At 56.3% G+C, this 16,567-nt stretch carries 19 protein-coding genes; 7 read left to right on the top strand and 12 right to left on the bottom strand.

Annotation, left to right across the window (positions count from 1 at the left end):
• Nucleotides 1-95: 95 nt before the first annotated feature.
• A complete protein-coding gene (galR, locus tag BFG58_RS14480; protein WP_021242019.1) occupies nt 96-1,112 on the top strand; it encodes an HTH-type transcriptional regulator GalR in 1,017 nt (338 codons plus the stop codon).
• Here galR and BFG58_RS14475 read toward each other — a convergent pair.
• Entirely contained in the window at nt 1,073-1,558 is a 486-nt protein-coding gene (locus tag BFG58_RS14475; protein ID WP_045909893.1) for a GNAT family N-acetyltransferase, read from the bottom strand. The two genes, galR and BFG58_RS14475, sit on opposite strands and share 40 nt — an antisense overlap.
• 220 nt (nt 1,559-1,778) lie before the next feature.
• Between BFG58_RS14475 and BFG58_RS14470 the strand changes: the two genes are divergently transcribed.
• Nucleotides 1,779-2,816 carry a LacI family DNA-binding transcriptional regulator gene (locus tag BFG58_RS14470; RefSeq protein ID WP_069720002.1) on the top strand — a complete coding sequence of 346 codons (1,038 nt, stop codon included), beginning with the start codon at nt 1,779-1,781 and terminating at the stop codon, nt 2,814-2,816.
• Here the strand turns inward: BFG58_RS14470 and lysA are convergent.
• Nucleotides 2,786-4,048 (bottom strand): diaminopimelate decarboxylase, encoded by a 1,263-nt coding sequence (lysA, locus tag BFG58_RS14465; RefSeq protein ID WP_045909895.1) that lies wholly within the window; start codon nt 4,046-4,048, stop codon nt 2,786-2,788. The two genes, BFG58_RS14470 and lysA, sit on opposite strands and share 31 nt — an antisense overlap.
• Nucleotides 4,049-4,169: 121 nt before the next feature.
• On the opposite strand from lysA, the gene BFG58_RS14460 reads away from it, so the two are divergent.
• Nucleotides 4,170-5,102 carry a LysR family transcriptional regulator gene (locus tag BFG58_RS14460; RefSeq protein ID WP_069720001.1) on the top strand — a complete coding sequence of 311 codons (933 nt, stop codon included), beginning with the start codon at nt 4,170-4,172 and terminating at the stop codon, nt 5,100-5,102.
• 19 nt (nt 5,103-5,121) lie between these two features.
• Here the strand turns inward: BFG58_RS14460 and BFG58_RS14455 are convergent, their stop codons facing one another.
• The gene (locus BFG58_RS14455) at nt 5,122-5,673 is read right to left on the bottom strand and encodes a flavodoxin family protein (protein ID WP_173647440.1); all 552 of its coding nucleotides are present in this window, start codon (nt 5,671-5,673) and stop codon (nt 5,122-5,124) included.
• Nucleotides 5,674-5,860: 187 nt separating this feature from the next.
• On the opposite strand from BFG58_RS14455, the gene BFG58_RS14450 reads away from it, so the two are divergent.
• The gene (locus BFG58_RS14450; protein WP_074180413.1) at nt 5,861-6,253 is read left to right on the top strand and encodes a helix-turn-helix domain-containing protein; all 393 of its coding nucleotides are present in this window, start codon (nt 5,861-5,863) and stop codon (nt 6,251-6,253) included.
• A gap of 14 nt (nt 6,254-6,267) precedes the next feature.
• Here BFG58_RS14450 and BFG58_RS14445 read toward each other — a convergent pair whose 3' ends face one another.
• The 6 genes from BFG58_RS14445 to BFG58_RS14420 all read right to left on the bottom strand — a co-directional run bounded on the left by BFG58_RS14445 (nt 6,268) and on the right by BFG58_RS14420 (nt 12,858).
• Nucleotides 6,268-6,960, bottom strand: coding sequence for an aspartate/glutamate racemase (locus tag BFG58_RS14445; protein WP_048224724.1), 693 nt, complete (start codon nt 6,958-6,960; stop codon nt 6,268-6,270).
• A gap of 133 nt (nt 6,961-7,093) precedes the next feature.
• Complete coding sequence (locus BFG58_RS14440; RefSeq protein ID WP_045909900.1) at nt 7,094-8,509, bottom strand: sugar porter family MFS transporter; 1,416 nt, start codon at nt 8,507-8,509, stop codon at nt 7,094-7,096.
• A gap of 313 nt (nt 8,510-8,822) precedes the next feature.
• Complete coding sequence (gene kduD / locus BFG58_RS14435) at nt 8,823-9,584, bottom strand: 2-dehydro-3-deoxy-D-gluconate 5-dehydrogenase KduD (protein ID WP_048224726.1); 762 nt, start codon at nt 9,582-9,584, stop codon at nt 8,823-8,825.
• 63 nt (nt 9,585-9,647) lie between these two features.
• Nucleotides 9,648-10,484: a 5-dehydro-4-deoxy-D-glucuronate isomerase gene (gene kduI / locus BFG58_RS14430; protein ID WP_045909902.1), complete on the bottom strand. Its 837-nt coding sequence runs from the start codon at nt 10,482-10,484 to the stop codon at nt 9,648-9,650.
• A 235-nt stretch (nt 10,485-10,719) separates the two neighbouring features.
• On the bottom strand, nt 10,720-11,898 hold the full coding sequence (locus BFG58_RS14425) for an acetyl-CoA C-acetyltransferase (protein ID WP_045415627.1): 1,179 nt from the start codon (nt 11,896-11,898) through the stop codon (nt 10,720-10,722).
• A gap of 93 nt (nt 11,899-11,991) precedes the next feature.
• Entirely contained in the window at nt 11,992-12,858 is an 867-nt protein-coding gene (locus BFG58_RS14420) for a LysR family transcriptional regulator (protein WP_045909903.1), read from the bottom strand.
• Between the two features lie 105 nt (nt 12,859-12,963).
• Here BFG58_RS14420 and BFG58_RS14415 point away from each other — a divergent pair, with 105 nt between their 5' ends.
• Both BFG58_RS14415 and BFG58_RS14410 read left to right on the top strand, forming a co-directional pair.
• Nucleotides 12,964-13,425, top strand: a complete 462-nt coding sequence (locus BFG58_RS14415; RefSeq protein ID WP_023333288.1) for a multidrug/biocide efflux PACE transporter — start codon at nt 12,964-12,966, stop codon at nt 13,423-13,425.
• A gap of 119 nt (nt 13,426-13,544) precedes the next feature.
• On the top strand, nt 13,545-14,774 hold the full coding sequence (locus BFG58_RS14410) for an amino acid permease (protein ID WP_045909904.1): 1,230 nt from the start codon (nt 13,545-13,547) through the stop codon (nt 14,772-14,774).
• A gap of 38 nt (nt 14,775-14,812) precedes the next feature.
• On the opposite strand, the gene BFG58_RS14405 is transcribed toward BFG58_RS14410, so the two are convergent.
• Nucleotides 14,813-15,283, bottom strand: a complete 471-nt coding sequence (locus tag BFG58_RS14405) for an Lrp/AsnC family transcriptional regulator (protein WP_008499685.1) — start codon at nt 15,281-15,283, stop codon at nt 14,813-14,815.
• Nucleotides 15,284-15,398: 115 nt separating this feature from the next.
• Between BFG58_RS14405 and BFG58_RS14400 the strand changes: the two genes are divergently transcribed.
• A complete protein-coding gene (locus tag BFG58_RS14400) occupies nt 15,399-16,010 on the top strand; it encodes a LysE family translocator (RefSeq protein WP_069720000.1) in 612 nt (203 codons plus the stop codon).
• Nucleotides 16,011-16,037: 27 nt separating this feature from the next.
• Here the strand turns inward: BFG58_RS14400 and BFG58_RS14395 are convergent, their stop codons facing one another.
• Entirely contained in the window at nt 16,038-16,310 is a 273-nt protein-coding gene (locus BFG58_RS14395; RefSeq protein ID WP_008499687.1) for a GNAT family N-acetyltransferase, read from the bottom strand.
• Nucleotides 16,311-16,320: 10 nt separating this feature from the next.
• Complete coding sequence (yjdI, locus tag BFG58_RS14390) at nt 16,321-16,551, bottom strand: 4Fe-4S mono-cluster protein YjdI (protein ID WP_008499689.1); 231 nt, start codon at nt 16,549-16,551, stop codon at nt 16,321-16,323.
• Nucleotides 16,552-16,567: the final 16 nt, after the last annotated feature.

Below are 16,567 nucleotides of genomic sequence, written 5' to 3'. Positions count from 1 at the left end.
TGTGGAGCGCGAAAATCCGCTCCCCTTGAATGCACGCCGCTTTTCCGCAACACTATTTGGTGTGTAAACGCTTACCCCCAATAAGAAGGTAATGAATGGCGACAATAAAGGATGTGGCCCGTCTGGCAGGCGTGTCGGTGGCAACCGTCTCGCGCGTAATTAATGATTCACCAAAAGCCAGTGACGCATCACGTCAGGCGGTACAAAGCGCCATGGAATCCCTGAATTATCATCCCAATGCCAATGCCCGCGCGCTCGCCCAGCAGTCTACAGAAACCATCGGGCTGGTGGTGGGGGATGTTTCCGATCCCTTTTTCGGCGCCATGGTGAAAGCGGTTGAACAGGTTTCTTATCAGACAGGCAATTTTTTGCTGATCGGCAATGGCTATCATAACGAACAAAAGGAACGCCAGGCCATTGAACAGCTGATCCGCCACCGCTGTGCGGCGCTGGTGGTTCACGCCAAAATGATCCCGGATGCCGAACTGATTCATCTGATGAAGCAGATGCCGGGCATGGTGATTATCAACCGTATCATTCCCGGTTTTGAGAAACGCTGTGTGGCCCTCGACGACCGCTACGGCGCCTGGCTTGCCACGCGGCACCTGATTCAGCAGGGCCATACCCGAATTGGTTATCTCTGTTCCAATCACCCGATTTCCGATGCGGAGGATCGCCTGCAGGGCTACTACGACGCCCTGCGTGAAAACGGGCTGCCGTGTAATGACCGTCTGGTGGCCTACGGCGAACCGGATGAGAGCGGCGGTGAACAGGCCATGACCGAGCTGCTGGGTCGCGGACGGAATTTCACGGCGGTTGCCAGCTATAACGACTCCATGGCCGCAGGGGCGATGGGGGTGTTGAATGACAACGGGATTGAGGTACCGGCCGAAATTTCGCTGATTGGCTTCGACGACGTGCTGGTCTCCCGCTACGTTCGCCCGCGGCTGACTACCGTGCGCTACCCTATCATCACCATGGCAACGCAGGCCGCCGAGCTGGCACTCGCGCTGGCTGAACAGCGTCAGCCGCCGGAAATAACGCATCTGTTTAGCCCGACGCTGGTCCGTCGTCACTCCGTTGCGTCACCTGCAGAAGCGCAGAGCGAATAACGGTAGAGGTGAACCCGCGTGTTGGGGTATTCCAGCCCATCACCGATATACTGCCAGCCGTAACGTTCGTAGAAGTCGCGGCAGGCAGACCAGAGATGGAGCTCCTCATACCCGAACTGCGCGGCGTAAGCGATAACATGCCGCTGAAGTTCTCCCGCCAGCCCCTTGCCTCGCGCCGCGTCGTCAACGTACAGCGCCGCCAGCCACGGACAGAGATCCTGTCGGGTGATCAAATCGCAGCGCCAGAGCCCCACCGTACCAAGAAGCTTTTCGTCCTCAACGGCAATAAACGTCAACGGTAATGCCCCCGGCGTCTGGCTGTGCTCAACAATACTGTGGAAAAATTCCCGGGGAAGCCCTTCGCCAAAGGCCTGCCAGATCCAGTCGGTAACCTGCTCAGCATACTGCGGTGCATCGTAGAGCGGGAGGATAACTGTCTTTTTCACGTTTCACCTGCGTATTCTCATTAATGGGCTGGCCTGACGTCTCCAGCTCGATTGGCGATTATTTTACCAGAGTCAGACTATTTAGTTTGACTTCAGGCAGGCCTGACGAATCGTTACCAAAAAGCGTGATCGTGGCGGAATTTTTGCGCTTCCCGCATCGCTTATACGGCGTAAGCTCTGTGTTAAACTGCAGATCATTACGTGGAAGCAGGAATGTAGAATGGCAACAATGCTGGATGTCTCACTGCGCGCGGGCGTGTCGAAGGCCACGGTATCGCGCGTGCTGAACGGCACGGGTCAGGTTAAAGAGAGTACGCGTCAGCAGGTGTTTGCTGCGATGGAAGAGCTGGGCTATCGGCCGAACTTTCTCGCACGCTCGCTGGCTAACCAGACCAGCAACAGCATTGGTCTGGTCGTCTCGACCTTCGACGGCTTTTACTTTGGCCGCCTTCTCCAGCAGGCGTCGCGGCAGACTGAAACCCACGGGAAACAGCTGATCGTCACCGACGGTCACGACGCACCGGAACAGGAAGAACAGGCGGTGCAGATGCTGGCCGATCGCCAGTGCGATGCCATCGTGCTTTATACGCGCTATATGAGCGAAAAAGCGATCATCAAACTGATGAACACCGTAAAAACACCGCTGGTGGTCATTAACCGTGAAGTGAGCCAGGCACCGGATCGCTGCGTGTTCTTCGAACAGCAGGATGCCGCATTTAAGGCTGTGGATTATCTGATCGAACAGGGGCATCGGGAGATCGCCTGTATCACCGTCCCGATCCATACCCCAACCGGGAAAGCGAGGCTGATGGGCTATCGCAAGGCGCTGGAAAAGCACGGCATCCGTCTGGACGAGCGTCGGATTAAGTACGGCGATGCGGGAATGACCGGGGGATATGAGCTGTGCAAGGAATTGATTGCCGACGGTGTATCGTTTAGCGCCCTGTTTGCCTGTAACGACGACATGGCGCTGGGCGCGTCCAAAGCGTTGCACCAGGCGGGGCTTAAAATCCCGCAGGATATTTCACTGTTCGGCTTTGACGATGCCCCAAGCGCGAAATGGCTGGATCCTGCGCTCTCATCGGTTTATCTGCCCATCGACAATATGATTGTCACCGCCATCGATCAGGCGATCCGGCTGGCAAGAAACCAGCCGGTCGATGCCATCCCGCCGTTTACCGGCACGCTGGTCTTACGCGATTCGGTCACCACCGGGCCCTACTTTACTCAGATGAGTTCTAAAGCCAGCAGTTCCTGAATGGTCTGGCGACGGCGGATCAGCCGCGCCTTGCCGTTATCAAACAGCACTTCCGGCAGCAGCGGGCGGCTATTGTAGTTAGATGACATAGACGCCCCGTACGCGCCGGTGTCGTGCAGCACAAGGTAATCACCCGGCTTGACCTCTGGCAGCGCGCGGGTTTCTACTTTGCCGCCTTCCTGCTGGGTAAACACGTCACCCGATTCGCACAGCGGCCCCGCAACGACCGTCTCAACGCGCGGCGCCTGCGTTAAATCGCGGCCGTCGGCAGCCAGGGCGGTAATGTGGTGATAGCTGCCGTACATGGACGGACGCATCAGGTCGTTAAAGCCCGCGTCAATCAGTACGAAGTGGCGAGACCCCATCTCCTTCACGCTGCGCACCTGCGAAACCAGCACACCGGCTTCCGCCACCAGGAAACGGCCCGGCTCAATTTCCAGTTTTACCGCGTGGCCAAGATGCGCGGCGATTTGATCGCGCGCGGCGCTCCACAGACCGTAATAGTGATCGGTATCGATCGCCTCTTCCCCTTCGCGATAAGGAATGGAGAGACCGCCGCCCGCAGAGATCGCCTCCAGATCCTGACCGAAGTCGACAACCTGACGCACCATCGCGCCGCACACCTGCTCCAGGTGGCCGTAATCCACCCCTGATCCAATGTGCATATGAATCCCCACCAGCTTCAGGCTGTAGCGTTGTAGTACCTCCAGCGCGGCAGGCATATCGGCATACCAGATCCCGTGCTTGCTGTTTTCGCCGCCGGTATTGGTTTTTTGGCTGTGGCCATGACCAAAGCCCGGGTTCACGCGCAGCCAGACGCGATGGCCGGGAGAAACCTGACCCAGCTGTTCCAGCATATCCACAGAACCGGCATTCACCGGGATCTGCAGCTCGTGAACGCGCGCCAGCGTCGCATCGTCGATCACATCGGCGGTAAAGACGATCGCGTCGCTGTCGGCTTTGGGATCGTATCCGGCCGCCAGCGCGCGCTCGATTTCGCCGAGTGAAACGGAGTCCACCTTCACGCCCTGCTCGCGCATCAGGCGCAGAATATGAATATTGGAGCAGGCCTTCTGGGCAAAACGCACCACGTCGAACTGATGCAGGGCGGCGATCTTCTCGCGGACGATCTGCGCGTCGTAGACCCACACCGGGCAGCCAAACTCGGCAGGCAGGCGCAGCAGGTTGTCGGCGTTCAAATCGGTATCAGTCTGGTTCAGCGGGCGTGGCATGGTCTTCTCCGGATAAATGCGTTTTGATGATTACGCCACAGCGCAAAGAGAATAAAAAATATCGTTTTATTGCGAGTCTATGCAAAAATGATATGGACAGTTCTCTGCTTTCAGGTGCCCTATGCCCGCCGTCAATTTACGCCATATCGAGATTTTCCACGCCGTGATGACCACCGGCAATCTCACCGAAGCCGCACAGATGCTGCATACCTCGCAGCCGACGGTAAGCCGCGAGCTGGCCCGCTTCGAGAAAGTGCTGGGGCTGAAGCTGTTCGAACGCACCCGGGGCAGGCTTCACCCGACGGTACAGGGGCTACGTCTGTTTGAGGAAGTCCAGCGCTCCTGGTACGGACTGGACAGAATAGTGAGTGCCGCGGAAAGCCTGCGCGAGTTTCGCCAGGGCGAGCTGTCGATTGTCTGCCTGCCCGTCTTCTCGCAATCCTTTTTGCCGATGCTGCTCCAGCCCTTTCTGGCCCGCTATCCGGAGGTCAGCCTCACCATCGTGCCGCAGGAGTCTCCCCTGCTTGAAGAGTGGCTTTCGGCTCAGCGTCATGATTTAGGGATAACCGAGACCCTCTCCTCCCCAGCGGGCACGGCGCGCACGGAGTTGCTCTCATTAGATGAAGTGTGCGTTCTGCCCGCCGGACATCGGCTTGCCGGTAAGGCGGTACTCACGCCGGAAGATTTCCATGGGGAAAACTATATTAGCCTGTCGCAGACCGACAGTTATCGACAGCTGCTGGATACCCTGTTTGCCGAGCATCAGGTAAAACGGCGAATGGTGGTAGAAACGCACAGCGCGGCCTCGATTTGTGCGATGGTGCGCGCAGGCGTCGGCGTCGCGGTGGTGAATCCGCTTACGGCGCTGGACTATGCGGAAAGTGGAATTGTTGTGCGTCGGTTTAGCGTCTCGGTTCCTTTTACCGTGAGCCTAATCCGCCCATTGCATCGCCCGGCGTCGGCGCTGGTGGAGGCGTTCAGTGAGCATCTGCAAGGAGGGCTAAGTATGTTGACCGACCGGCTGAATAAGATGTTGAATCAGACGCCCCACTAAACAGCGGGCGCCTGAACACTCAGTTAAAACGTTTCGCAATAGCCGCTACACGCTCGCCGAATTTCACCGCGGTTTGCAGATCGCCGCTGGCAATGGCGCCAGCATCAGCATCTGAAGGAGACTGCACCAGTAAACCAACAGAACCGCCCAGATTATTAATGTCCTGACGGGTAGCGGCAAGCGTATTTGACGGCGGTAGCCCCAGGCTCACCCAAATCCCACCGTGTTGAGAGGCCAGCGTTTGCAGGTATTGTAACGACACCTGCTTATCACCGTTCAGGCTGGCGCTGTTGCTGAAGCCCGCGAACACTTTGTCCTGCCAGCTACGCACGAACCAGGCTTTAGAGGTCGCATCAGCGAATTTCTTAAACTGCCACGGTACGCTTCCCATGTAGGTTGGCGCGCCAAAAATAATCGCTTTAGCATCGTTGAGTTTTTGCCAGTCGCTTTCCTGAATATCGCCATTGCTGTCAATGGCGATCAGCTCAGCCTGCGCGCCCTCGGCGACTGTTTCTGCAACGCGTTTAGTATGACCGTAGCCAGAATAATAGATAACTACAACGCTCATGATTTATCTCCTGATGCAATATTGCCTTGTGAGTCAAACGATTAAGACGATTTTAAAATTGCTCTGCGAGCCCGTTGCCATTTTCGGTTCCCTGGTATCAAATAGAAACCTTACGTCGTTTTATACACGCAAATATTCACGGGCGTAAGAAGGCACTTTTATCTCACCTGGTTACCTCGAGGGAACCACCATGACCCCTACAGCAGTATTGAAAAAGGAGATGCCTCCTTACAACGTGTTCGATGAGCGCTGCCCGACACGCGGCGTGCTGACGCGTATCGCCGATAAGTGGGCACTGTTAATCCTTGCGCGCCTTGAGAATGGACCGATGCGCTTTAATCATCTTCAACGCGATATTCAGCGAATCACCAAAAAGGTGCTGACCCAGTCTTTACGCAAGCTGGAACGAGATGGGCTGGTGTCGCGAAAGATATTCGCCACGGTACCTGTCACAGTCGAGTACAGCCTGACACCGCTTGGCCAGACGTTAACTGAAACGGTGACGGTGCTGGCGCACTGGGTGGAAAATAATATTGATGCTATTGTGGCGGCACAATCCGCTTATGACGCCGCCAACACGTAACCAGAACCGGACGCTCAGGACAACATAAACGCCACGGCATCCGCAGCATGGATAGCGGTGGTATCAAATACCGGGAGAGGGCTTCGCTCAACGGGTACCAGTAAACCGATCTCCGTGCAGCCAAAGATCACCCCTTCGGCCCCCTTCTGCGCGAGTTTCTCGATGACGCTGACGTAGAAGGCGCGGGAGGTTTCACTGAAGGTTCCAAGGCAGAGCTCGTCAAAGATAATCTGATTGATGCGCGCCCGGTCTTCTTCTTCCGGGATCAGACTTTCGATCCCAAACTCGCTGTGTAAGCGCCCGCGGTAGAAATCCTGCTCCATAGTGTAGCGTGTGCCCAGCAGCGCTACGCGGCGCATCCCGGATGCCGCAATTGCACGCCCGGTCGCGTCAGCGATATGCAGGAACGGCAGCGAGCAGCGGTTCTCAATATGCGACGCCACCTTGTGCATGGTATTGGTACACAGCACTATCCCCTCGGCGCCGGCCCGCTCAAGCCCGAGCGCCGCCTGGGCCAGGATCTCCCCGGCTTTATCCCACTCGCCGCTCGACTGGCAGGCTTCGATTTCATGGAAATCCACGCTGTGCAGGAGCAGGCTTGCGGAGTGCAGACCACCCAGACGCTGCTTCACCCCTTCGTTAATCAGGCGATAATAAGGGATTGTCGATTCCCAGCTCATTCCACCTAACAGGCCGATCGTTTTCATCATCCCTCCTTTCCGTTGATTTCTTCTTTTAACATAACCGATGCCAATAAAAAAAGGCGCTCTGTTCAGCGCCTTGTTAAACCAATATCGGTTATCGCCTGCATACGCTGGAATACGTAGACAGGCAATACGATCACACGCCGATGTTTCGCAGCTTCTCCCCGGCCATCAGCTTGCGCTCGATGTGTTCCAGCGTCACGCCTTTAGTCTCCGGGATCAGCCAGAACGTGATGCCAATAAACGCCACGTTCAGCACCGTATAGAGCCAGAACGTTCCCGCTGCGCCAATCGCGTCCAGCAGCGTCAGGAACGTCGCGCCGATGATCATGTTCGACACCCAGTTCGTGGTCGTGGAGCAGGTGATGCCAAAGTCACGGCATTTAAGCGGCTGGATTTCGGAGCACAGGATCCACACTACGGGCGCGGCGCTCATCGCGTAGCCTGCGATACACATCATGGTCATCCCGACAGAAAGCCAGGAAAGTCCACTGGAGGCCGTGCCGTTATCAAACTGCATCAGGCAGTAACCGAGGATCAGCGTGCCGAGCGCCATCACGCTGAAGCCAATTTTCAGCGCCGGTTTGCGGCCCGCCTTGTCCACGGTGAATACGGCAATAAAGGTGGCGAACATGAAGGTCAGCCCGACCACCAGGGTGGCGATCATCTGCTGTTCCGTGGTGGTGAACCCGGCCATTTTGAATATGCGCGGCGCGTAGTACATGATGATGTTCATGCCGGTGAACTGCTGCATCGCCTGCAGCAGCATGCCGAGGAAGACCGCCCGGCGCACGTTGCGGTTGATTTTAAACAGCGCCCAGCCCCCCTGCTTGAGCTTCAGGCTTTCGCGGATCTCGTTCAGTTCTTCGCGGGCTTTTTCGGAGGTATCGCGCAGCATGCGCAGCACCTCTTCTGCCTCCACGTGGCGCCCTTTTTGCGCCAGCCAGCGCGGGCTGTTCGGCAGGAAAATCACTAAGACAATCAACACCACCGCTGGCAGCGCCAGCACGCCGAGCATTGCGCGCCAGTTGCCGCTGTAGCTGAAGTACGTGTCAGACAGGAACGCCAGCACAATACCCAGCGTGACCATCAGCTGGTACATGCTGATCATCTTCCCGCGCACGTTCTCACTCGCCATTTCGGAGAGATAAAGCGGTGCCGTATAGGAGGCAATCCCCACCGCCACGCCCAGCAGCACGCGGGAAAGCAGCAGAACCTCAACGTTTGCGGCAAACGCGGAGCCAATGGAGCCGGCGACAAACAGAATCGCCCCGGCCATCAGGCTGTATTTGCGCCCCAGACGAAACGAGAGCCAGCCGTTGAACAGCGCGCCGATGGCCGCGCCCAGCATCATGCTGCTCACCACCCACTCCTGCAGGCGGCTGCTCAGGGTAAAGTGATCGGTAATAAACGGTAATGCACCGGCAATGACGCCAATATCCAGTCCAAATAACAGGCCCGCCACGGCAGCGGCAATGGAGACAAACTGATTCATGCGCCGGGTATCGCGCAGCGCAGCGGGCATTAGGGTAGAGTCATTTATAGATGTCATATTTTTCCTGCCTCAACAGCAAAATTCGTTAAATGAAATTACGAGATAGTGAAGAAAAGTGTCAGGCGGGAATTCGTGAAGATATGGATTATTTCGCTATGGCATCACGATCTGTGATGGACATTACAATTTCAACTAATGCTGAAATCGCACCGTTTTTTATTAATTACCTAATATTTAAGCGATAAAACTGTGATACGCGTCATTTATGAATTTTCAGTATGGATTTTTCATCTTATGTCATATGGATAATGGCAATTTTTAGCCAAAAAAAACCTCCACCCGAGGGCAGAGGTTCGTCATGCAGGTGGAATTAACGTGCCAGCCAGCCGCCATCAACCGCCACGGTGTAGCCGTTGATATAGTCCGATGCCGACGAGGCCAGAAAGACCACCGGCCCCATCAGATCGCGCGGAAGACCCCAGCGCCCCGCAGGAATACGGTCGAGGATTTCCGCGCTACGCTGCTCGTCTGCGCGCAGCTGCTGGGTGTTGTTGGTCGCCATGTAACCCGGCGCAATGGCATTCACATTAATATTATGCTTCGCCCACTCGTTTGCCAGCAGGCGGGTCACACCCATCACGGCGCTTTTGGACGCGGTGTAAGACGGCACGCGGATACCGCCCTGGAACGAGAGCATGGAGGCAATATTCACGATCTTGCCGCCGTTCCCCTGCGCGATAAAGTGCTTTGCCGCCGCCTGGGACATGAAAAATACGCTCTTGATGTTCAAATCCATCACGTCATCCCAGTCGCGTTCGCTGAAGTTGATCGCATCTTCACGGCGAATCAGTCCGGCGTTGTTGACCAAAATGTCGATATGGCCGAATTCCGCCACCGCGCGATCCAGCAGTTCAGGAATGGCATCAATTTTACGCAGGTCGGCGGTCAGGCTCAGGAAACGACGACCCAGCGCCGTCACGCGTTCGATGGTTTCCGTCGGTTCAACGATATTAATCCCGACGATATCGCAGCCCGCTTCCGCCAGGCCTAACGCCATCCCCTGACCCAGCCCGGTATCACATCCGGAAACCACCGCCACTTTCCCCTGCAGAGAGAATGCATCCAGAATCATGTTTATTCCTTACTCTTTCAGAGCCTGTCACTCACAGGCAGGTTTATGCTTCACTGCCCGCGACTAGCGCAGATCGCTGACCGCAACATGGTCCATATCATCAAAGACCTGGTTTTCGCCCACCATTCCCCAGATAAAGGTGTAGGCTTTTGTCCCAACGCCGGAGTGAATAGACCAGCTCGGTGAAATCACCGCCTGCTCGTTGTGCATCACGATATGGCGCGTTTCCTGCGGCTGTCCCATCATGTGGAACACACAGGCGTCCTCATCCATGTTGAAGTAGAAGTAGACTTCCATGCGGCGCTCGTGGGTATGGCACGGCATGGTGTTCCACAGGTTCCCTGGCGCAAGCTCGGTCAACCCCATGCTGAGCTGACAGGTCTCCAGCACGTCCGGCACGAAGTATTTATTGATGGTGCGGCGGTTGCTGGTGAGGTTGTCGCCCAGCGTCACGGGCGCGACGTCTGCCGTGGTCACTTTTTTGGTTGGACAGGTGGTGTGAGCCGGCGCGCAGTTGTAGTAAAACTTCGCAGGCTTGCTGGCGTCGATGCTGGCAAAGACCACGTCTTTCGCCCCTTTACCTACGTACAGTGCCTCGCGATGGCCAATCTCATAGCACTGTCCGTCTACGGTGATGGTGCCCGGCCCGCCAATGTTAATCACCCCCAGCTCGCGACGCTCGAGGAAATAATTCACGCCCAGCTGTTTACCGACCTCGCCGCCCACGGAGACGGTTTTCGTGACGGGCATAATGCCGCCCACAATAATGCGGTCGATATGGCTGTAAACCATGGTGTACCTGTCGGCCTCGAATATCTGCTCGACTAAAAATGCCTTGCGCAGCCCCTGAGTATCCAGCGTTTTGGCGTGCGCGCTGTGGATGCTTTCTCTGACGTCCACGGTAACCTCCAGATGTGGTCATGCCCGAAGGCGGGAAGTAAAACGAAACAGCGTTCCGTTTTTCATAATAAGCACATACTATCGGCATAAAGTGAGCTTTTCAATTACATTTAAAACAACGTTTCATTTTTTATTTTTGTTTATAACGGAAATGATGTTCGGATCACAATTAAACCGACGGGAGAAAAAGGGCACAAAAAAACCTCCCGGAGGAGGTCTTTTCAATGAGGAAAGGTTAGCGTTCGATGGCCAGCGCCACCCCTTGCCCGCCGCCGATACAGAGCGTGGCAATCCCTTTGCGGGCATTGCGCTTTTTCATTTCGTGGACCAGCGAAACCAGGATCCGGCAGCCGGACGCCCCGATCGGGTGCCCCAGCGCGATCGCCCCACCGTTCACGTTAACCCGAAGCGGATCCCACTCCAGCATTTTTCCGACGGAGATCGCCTGTGCGGCATAGGCTTCGTTCACTTCAATCAGATCCACATCAGAAAGCTGCCACCCCGCACGCTCCAGACAGCGACGGGTGGCGTAGACCGGCGCGATCCCCATTAGCGCAGGATCAACCCCCACGCTGGCGAATGCCTTAATGCGGGCCAGCACGGGAAGATCGAGTTCGAGGGCTTTGCTTTCGCTCATCATCATGACGGCGGCTGCGCCGTCGTTAATGGAAGAGGCGTTTCCCGCCGTCACCGAGCCCTGCATTTCAAAAGCAGGATTCAGCCTGGCCAGCCCTTCAGCGCTGGCGTCGGTGCGCGGCTGTTCATCGGTATCCACAACCATCACCTCGCCGTTCTGACGCAGCGCGCTGACCGGGACAATTTCGTCGCGAAAACGACCGGAATCAATCGCCGCACGCGCTTTTTGCTGCGAGCTCAGCGCATAGGCGTCCTGCACCTCACGGCTGATACCGTACTCGCGCGCCAGATTTTCCGCCGTCACACCCATATGATAGTCATTGAAGGCATCCCACAGGCCGTCATGCACCAGGCTGTCGAGCAGCTGACTGTTGCCCAGCTGTGCGCCAGTGCGGCTGTCGGTCAACACGTGCGGCGCGCGGCTCATATTCTCCTGCCCGCCCGCAATGATCACGTCCGCCTCACCACACTGAATGGCCTGCGTCGCGAGATGCAGCGCTTTTAACCCTGAACCACAGACGTCGTTGATGGTGATAGCGGAGACGGTATTGGGCAGCCCGCCCTTCAGCGCCGCCTGACGCGCAGGGTTTTGCCCGGCACCGGCCGTGAGGACCTGTCCCAGAATCACCTCGTCAACTTCATGTGCTGCGATCCCGCTACGTTCCACCAGCGCTTTCACCACCACGCTCCCCAGGTCTACCGCCGAGTGACGCGCAAGCGCTCCCTGAAAACAGCCGATAGCTGTACGCAACGCACCCACTATTACGACATCTTTCATCACGACCTCTGTGTTAAATGACATGACGATAGTAGAGGATTGTTACTGGCAATTATCTTAATTGTTTAAAAATAGTGAGTTTAATCACAAGGATCAGCGTGCATCCTGCAGATACTGCCGCAGCCAGCTTCCGGCAACGCCGGGAGGGGATCGTTTATTCCACAGCAGATCGATGCCGATCGCCCGCGGCCAACCGGGAACATTGAGCTGTACCAGGGATTTCGCGGCGGCAAACTCATCCACCAGCGCGCACGGCAAGACGCACCAGCCAAATCCCTGTACCGCCATACTCAAGAGTAACAGGTAATTCGGGGCTGACCAGACGGGCCCGCGCGCGATCTCCGCCTCGCGCTCAAGATAGGTGCTCAGCCGCAGCTCTCGCCAGCCGTGCAGCTCGTCACGCTGAACGTCATGTTGTCCGGCGAGCGGATGCGTGGTCGCGACATAGATCGCCATGCGGGTCTGCATCGGCAGCCGGATGGCGCCGATATCCGTAGGATAACCGTCTCGCGCCTCGGTGAGGCCAATCTGCGCGCGCTCCTTTTGCAGGAGATCGATCACGTCCTCCTCCTCGCCAATCAGACATTCGAATTCCGTATGGGGAAAGCGCGCGTCAAACTGTTTCATCATCTCTTCCAGCACGTCCGGGTTGAGGGTATCGGAAAGGACAAACGTCAGACGCGCCTCCGTTTGCGCCGATAGCGACACCGCCAGCTCATCCAGCCGCGTGCTGGCGGCGAGAATAGCCTGCACATAGCCCAGCACCTGTTCCCCCTGAGCCGTTAACACCGGCTGGCGTGCCGAGCGGTCAAACAGCTCGAAGCCCAGGTCGGCTTCAAGATGGGCAATGGACGTGCTGACCGTCGACTGGCTTTTACGCAGCCGGCGTGCAGCCGCAGAGAAAGAGCCTGCCGCAACGGTCTCGACAAACGCGGTAAGGGCTTCGGGTGAATAGCGCATAACCTATCTACTTTAGCGATGGATACTATCTTTAATATATCAGCTTTAGCGATGAAAATAGGCCACATCAACGCCCATACCGGCGAATTAACGAGGTCTATCGCTATGCAACATCAGGATGCACTCCAACGTAAACTGCCGGAGCGGATCTTTCATGCAGTCTGTTTTGAAGGAATTGCGACGGCGATCCTCGCCCCTACGGCGGCGTGGCTCATGCAGCGTTCCGTGGTGGAAATGGGTGGGTTGACCATTATTCTGGCGACCACCGCCATGCTGTGGAACATTATTTATAACTTCGGCTTCGACCGTTTCTGGCCCGTTCAGCGCGTCAAACGTACGGCAAAAGTGCGTGCGTTGCATGCGCTGGGGTTCGAATGCGGGTTTATTGTGATTGGCGTGTCGATTGTCGCCGCCGTACTGGGCGTCACCCTGCTGCAGGCATTCACACTGGAAATAGGTTTCTTCCTGTTCTTCCTGCCGTACACCATGTTCTATAACTGGGCGTACGATTGCCTTCGCGAGAAATTTCTTAAGCGCCGCCAGCAACGACGCGCCCTGGCAGGCTAAACGCCTTCTGGCCGGACGTCCGTTCCGGCCAAACGCCTTCGAAGCAACTGCGCTCTCCGTGCATAACTATGGTAAATTGCACTCCATTCTGATGGTTTGATAGTTGATACGTTGCTCTAATGTCGAAAATTTGGTCAAAAGATGAGACTCTCTGGAGTTTCGCTCTCTACGGCACGGCCGTGGGCGCAGGAACGCTCTTCCTGCCCATTCAGCTGGGCTCCGCAGGCGCAATCGTCCTGTTTATTACTGCCCTCGTGGCCTACCCCTTAACCTACTGGCCGCACAAAGCGCTGGCGCAATTTATCCTCTCGTCAAAAACGAAAGGCAACGAAGGGATCACCGGCGCCGTTTCGCACTATTACGGCCGGAAGATCGGCAACCTGATCACCACACTCTATTTCATCGCCTTCTTTGTGGTGGTGCAGATTTATGCGGTGGCCATCACCAACTCGTTAACCGAGCAACTGGGAAAACACCTGACGGTGGATACCGCCGTTCGCGTGCTGGTCAGCCTGGGCGTGGTGCTGGTCCTGAATCTGATCTTCCTGATGGGACGGCATATCACGATAAAAGTGATGGGCTTCCTGGTGTTTCCGCTGATTGCCTATTTCCTGTTTGTCTCGCTCTATCTGATCGGCAGCTGGCAGCCCTCGCTGCTGACCAGCCAGATGGCCGTCGATCGCCACACGCTGCACCAGGTCTGGATTTCGATTCCGGTGATGGTATTTGCGTTCAGCCATACCCCGATTATCTCCACGTTTGCCGTTGACCGTCGCGAGAAATTTGGCGACGGCGCCATGGATAAATGCAAGAAAATCATGAAGGTGGCGTACCTGATTATCTGCCTGAGCGTGCTGTTCTTTGTCTTCAGCTGCCTGCTCTCTATTCCGCCGTCGTACATTGTGGCCGCTAAAGAGGAAGGGGTGACGATCCTGTCCGCGCTGTCGATGATGCCTTCTTCACCGGCGTGGCTGGGAATTTCCGGGATTGTCGTGGCGATAATTGCGATGTCGAAATCGTTCCTCGGCACCTATTTTGGGGTGATTGAAGGGGCGACGGAGATCGTGAAGTCGTCGCTGAATCAGGTGGGCGTGAAAAAGAGCCGCGCCTTTAACCGCGCGATTTCCATTATGGGGGTGTCGTTAATCACCTTTGCTGTCTGCTGCATTAACCCGAACGCCATTTCGATGATTTACGCCATCAGCGGCCCGCTTATCGCCATGATCCTGTTTATCATGCCGACGCTGTCGACGTATCTGATCCCCTCCCTGAAACCGTACCGCTCCATTGGCAACCTGCTGACGCTGATCGTCGGGGTGCTGTGCGTGTCGGTAATGTTCGTCGGCTAACCCCTCTTTGATGCCCGGCGTTCTGCCGGGCATGTCATTCAGTCTCGTCCCGTAACGTCCAGCGGAAAAGGTCTGTCCTGCACCACCGTTTTCATGACAAGCGTTGAGCGAAGATGCTGCACGCCAGGCATGGCGGAAAGCTTCTCGTCATAGAGCTTCTGGAAAGCGGAGAGGTCGCGGGTCACAACGTGCATCAGATAATCGGGATCGCCAAAGAGACGCTGCGCCAGCACGATCTGCGGGATCTCCTCCACCGCCTCTTCAAACGCGCTAACCGCCTTTCGGTCCCCTTCTTTCAGCGTCGCAAAGACGATTGCCAGGAAGTTAAATCCCATTTTGGCGGGGTCGAGGCTGGCACGGTATCCCGTTATGGCCCCGCTTTGCTCCAGCGCCCGCACGCGACGATGGCAGGGCGAGAGGCTCAGATTGACCCGCTCAGCCAGCTCGGTAAGCGACAGGCGTCCATCAGACTGGAGCGCCGCAAGAATTTTTCGATCGATGCTGTCCATTTGGAAGATTTTCTCAATTTCACCGTGTTATGAGCATAACATTGAAAGCCTATTTCGCAGGGTTAACGATATTCTTTTTCGCAACGTTTAACGCACTGCGGGAGTTTTCAGAACGATGGAAATGAGTATTGTGGCCGGCTTTTGGGTGGTTTCGTTTCTGCTCATCATGACGCCAGGCGCCGACTGGGCCTACGCCATTAGCGCCGGGATTAACGGGCGACGCGTGGTACCGGCGGTGCTGGGGCTGATGTCAGGGCATCTGTTAGCCACGCTCATTGTCGTGGCTGGCGTGGGGGTCGTGATTGCTCAACATCCGCTGGCGTTAACCGGGCTGACCCTCGCGGGGGCCGCGTATCTCCTGTGGCTCGGCATCGGACTGTTTCGTCACCCTGCCGCCCCGGAAAAAGCGAGCCACCACGCGGGAAACTGGCGACAGTGGGCGGTGAAAGGGCTCTGTATTAGCGGCCTAAACCCGAAAGTGTTTTTGCTGTTCCTGGCCCTGCTCCCGCAGTTTACAGACCCGACCGGGAGCTGGTCGTTAGCAATGCAAATGTCCACGCTTGGGATGATGCACCTTATCACCTGTACGCTGGTCTATCTGCTGGTGGGGTATGGTTCAAAAGCGGTGCTGGCGACCCGGCCACAGGCGGCGCGTCGGGTGAGCATGGCATCTGGAGGGTTAATGGTGCTGATCGCGATGGTATTGCTGCTTGAGCAGGTAAGATAAAAAAACACCGGCCATCGCCGGTGTTATTTACGCCCGAATATCGTCATATTCCCGCGTTTTATCAAACTCATGTTTCGCGAACGGGCACAGCGGAATAATTTTGCGGTTCTCACCGCGCATCTTCTCCACCACTTTCGCCACCAGCTGTTTACCGACGCCCTGCCCTTTCAGGCTCTCATCCACATCGGTGTGCTCGATAATGCTCAGGTGCTCGCCGGTCGGCACGAAGACAATCTCCGCGACCTGGTTGCCGTTCGCATCATTCACGTAAAACTTGTTATGGCCTTCCAGAATATCCATGGTTCCTCGCTTATTTTTGGCGATACTTCAGCGCACCGCTCGGGCAGGTATCAATCACGCGGACAACCGTTTCAACGTCCACTTCATCGGGAATAATCCACGGTTTACGTTTCAGATTAAACAGCTTTGCGCTGCCACGCACGCAGTTACCGGAGTGTTTGCAGATCCCGGTGTTGAAGTAAACGTCAATTTTCTCGCCGGTATAGGCCCGGTAACCCGCATCCAGTAGCTCTTTATCCATGACATTGCCTCTGTAA

The sequence above is a fragment of the Enterobacter sp. ku-bf2 genome, from assembly GCF_001742765.1.
GTDB lineage: Bacteria > Pseudomonadota > Gammaproteobacteria > Enterobacterales > Enterobacteriaceae > Enterobacter > Enterobacter quasiroggenkampii.
This window is presented reverse-complemented; position numbering and strand designations above follow the sequence as displayed.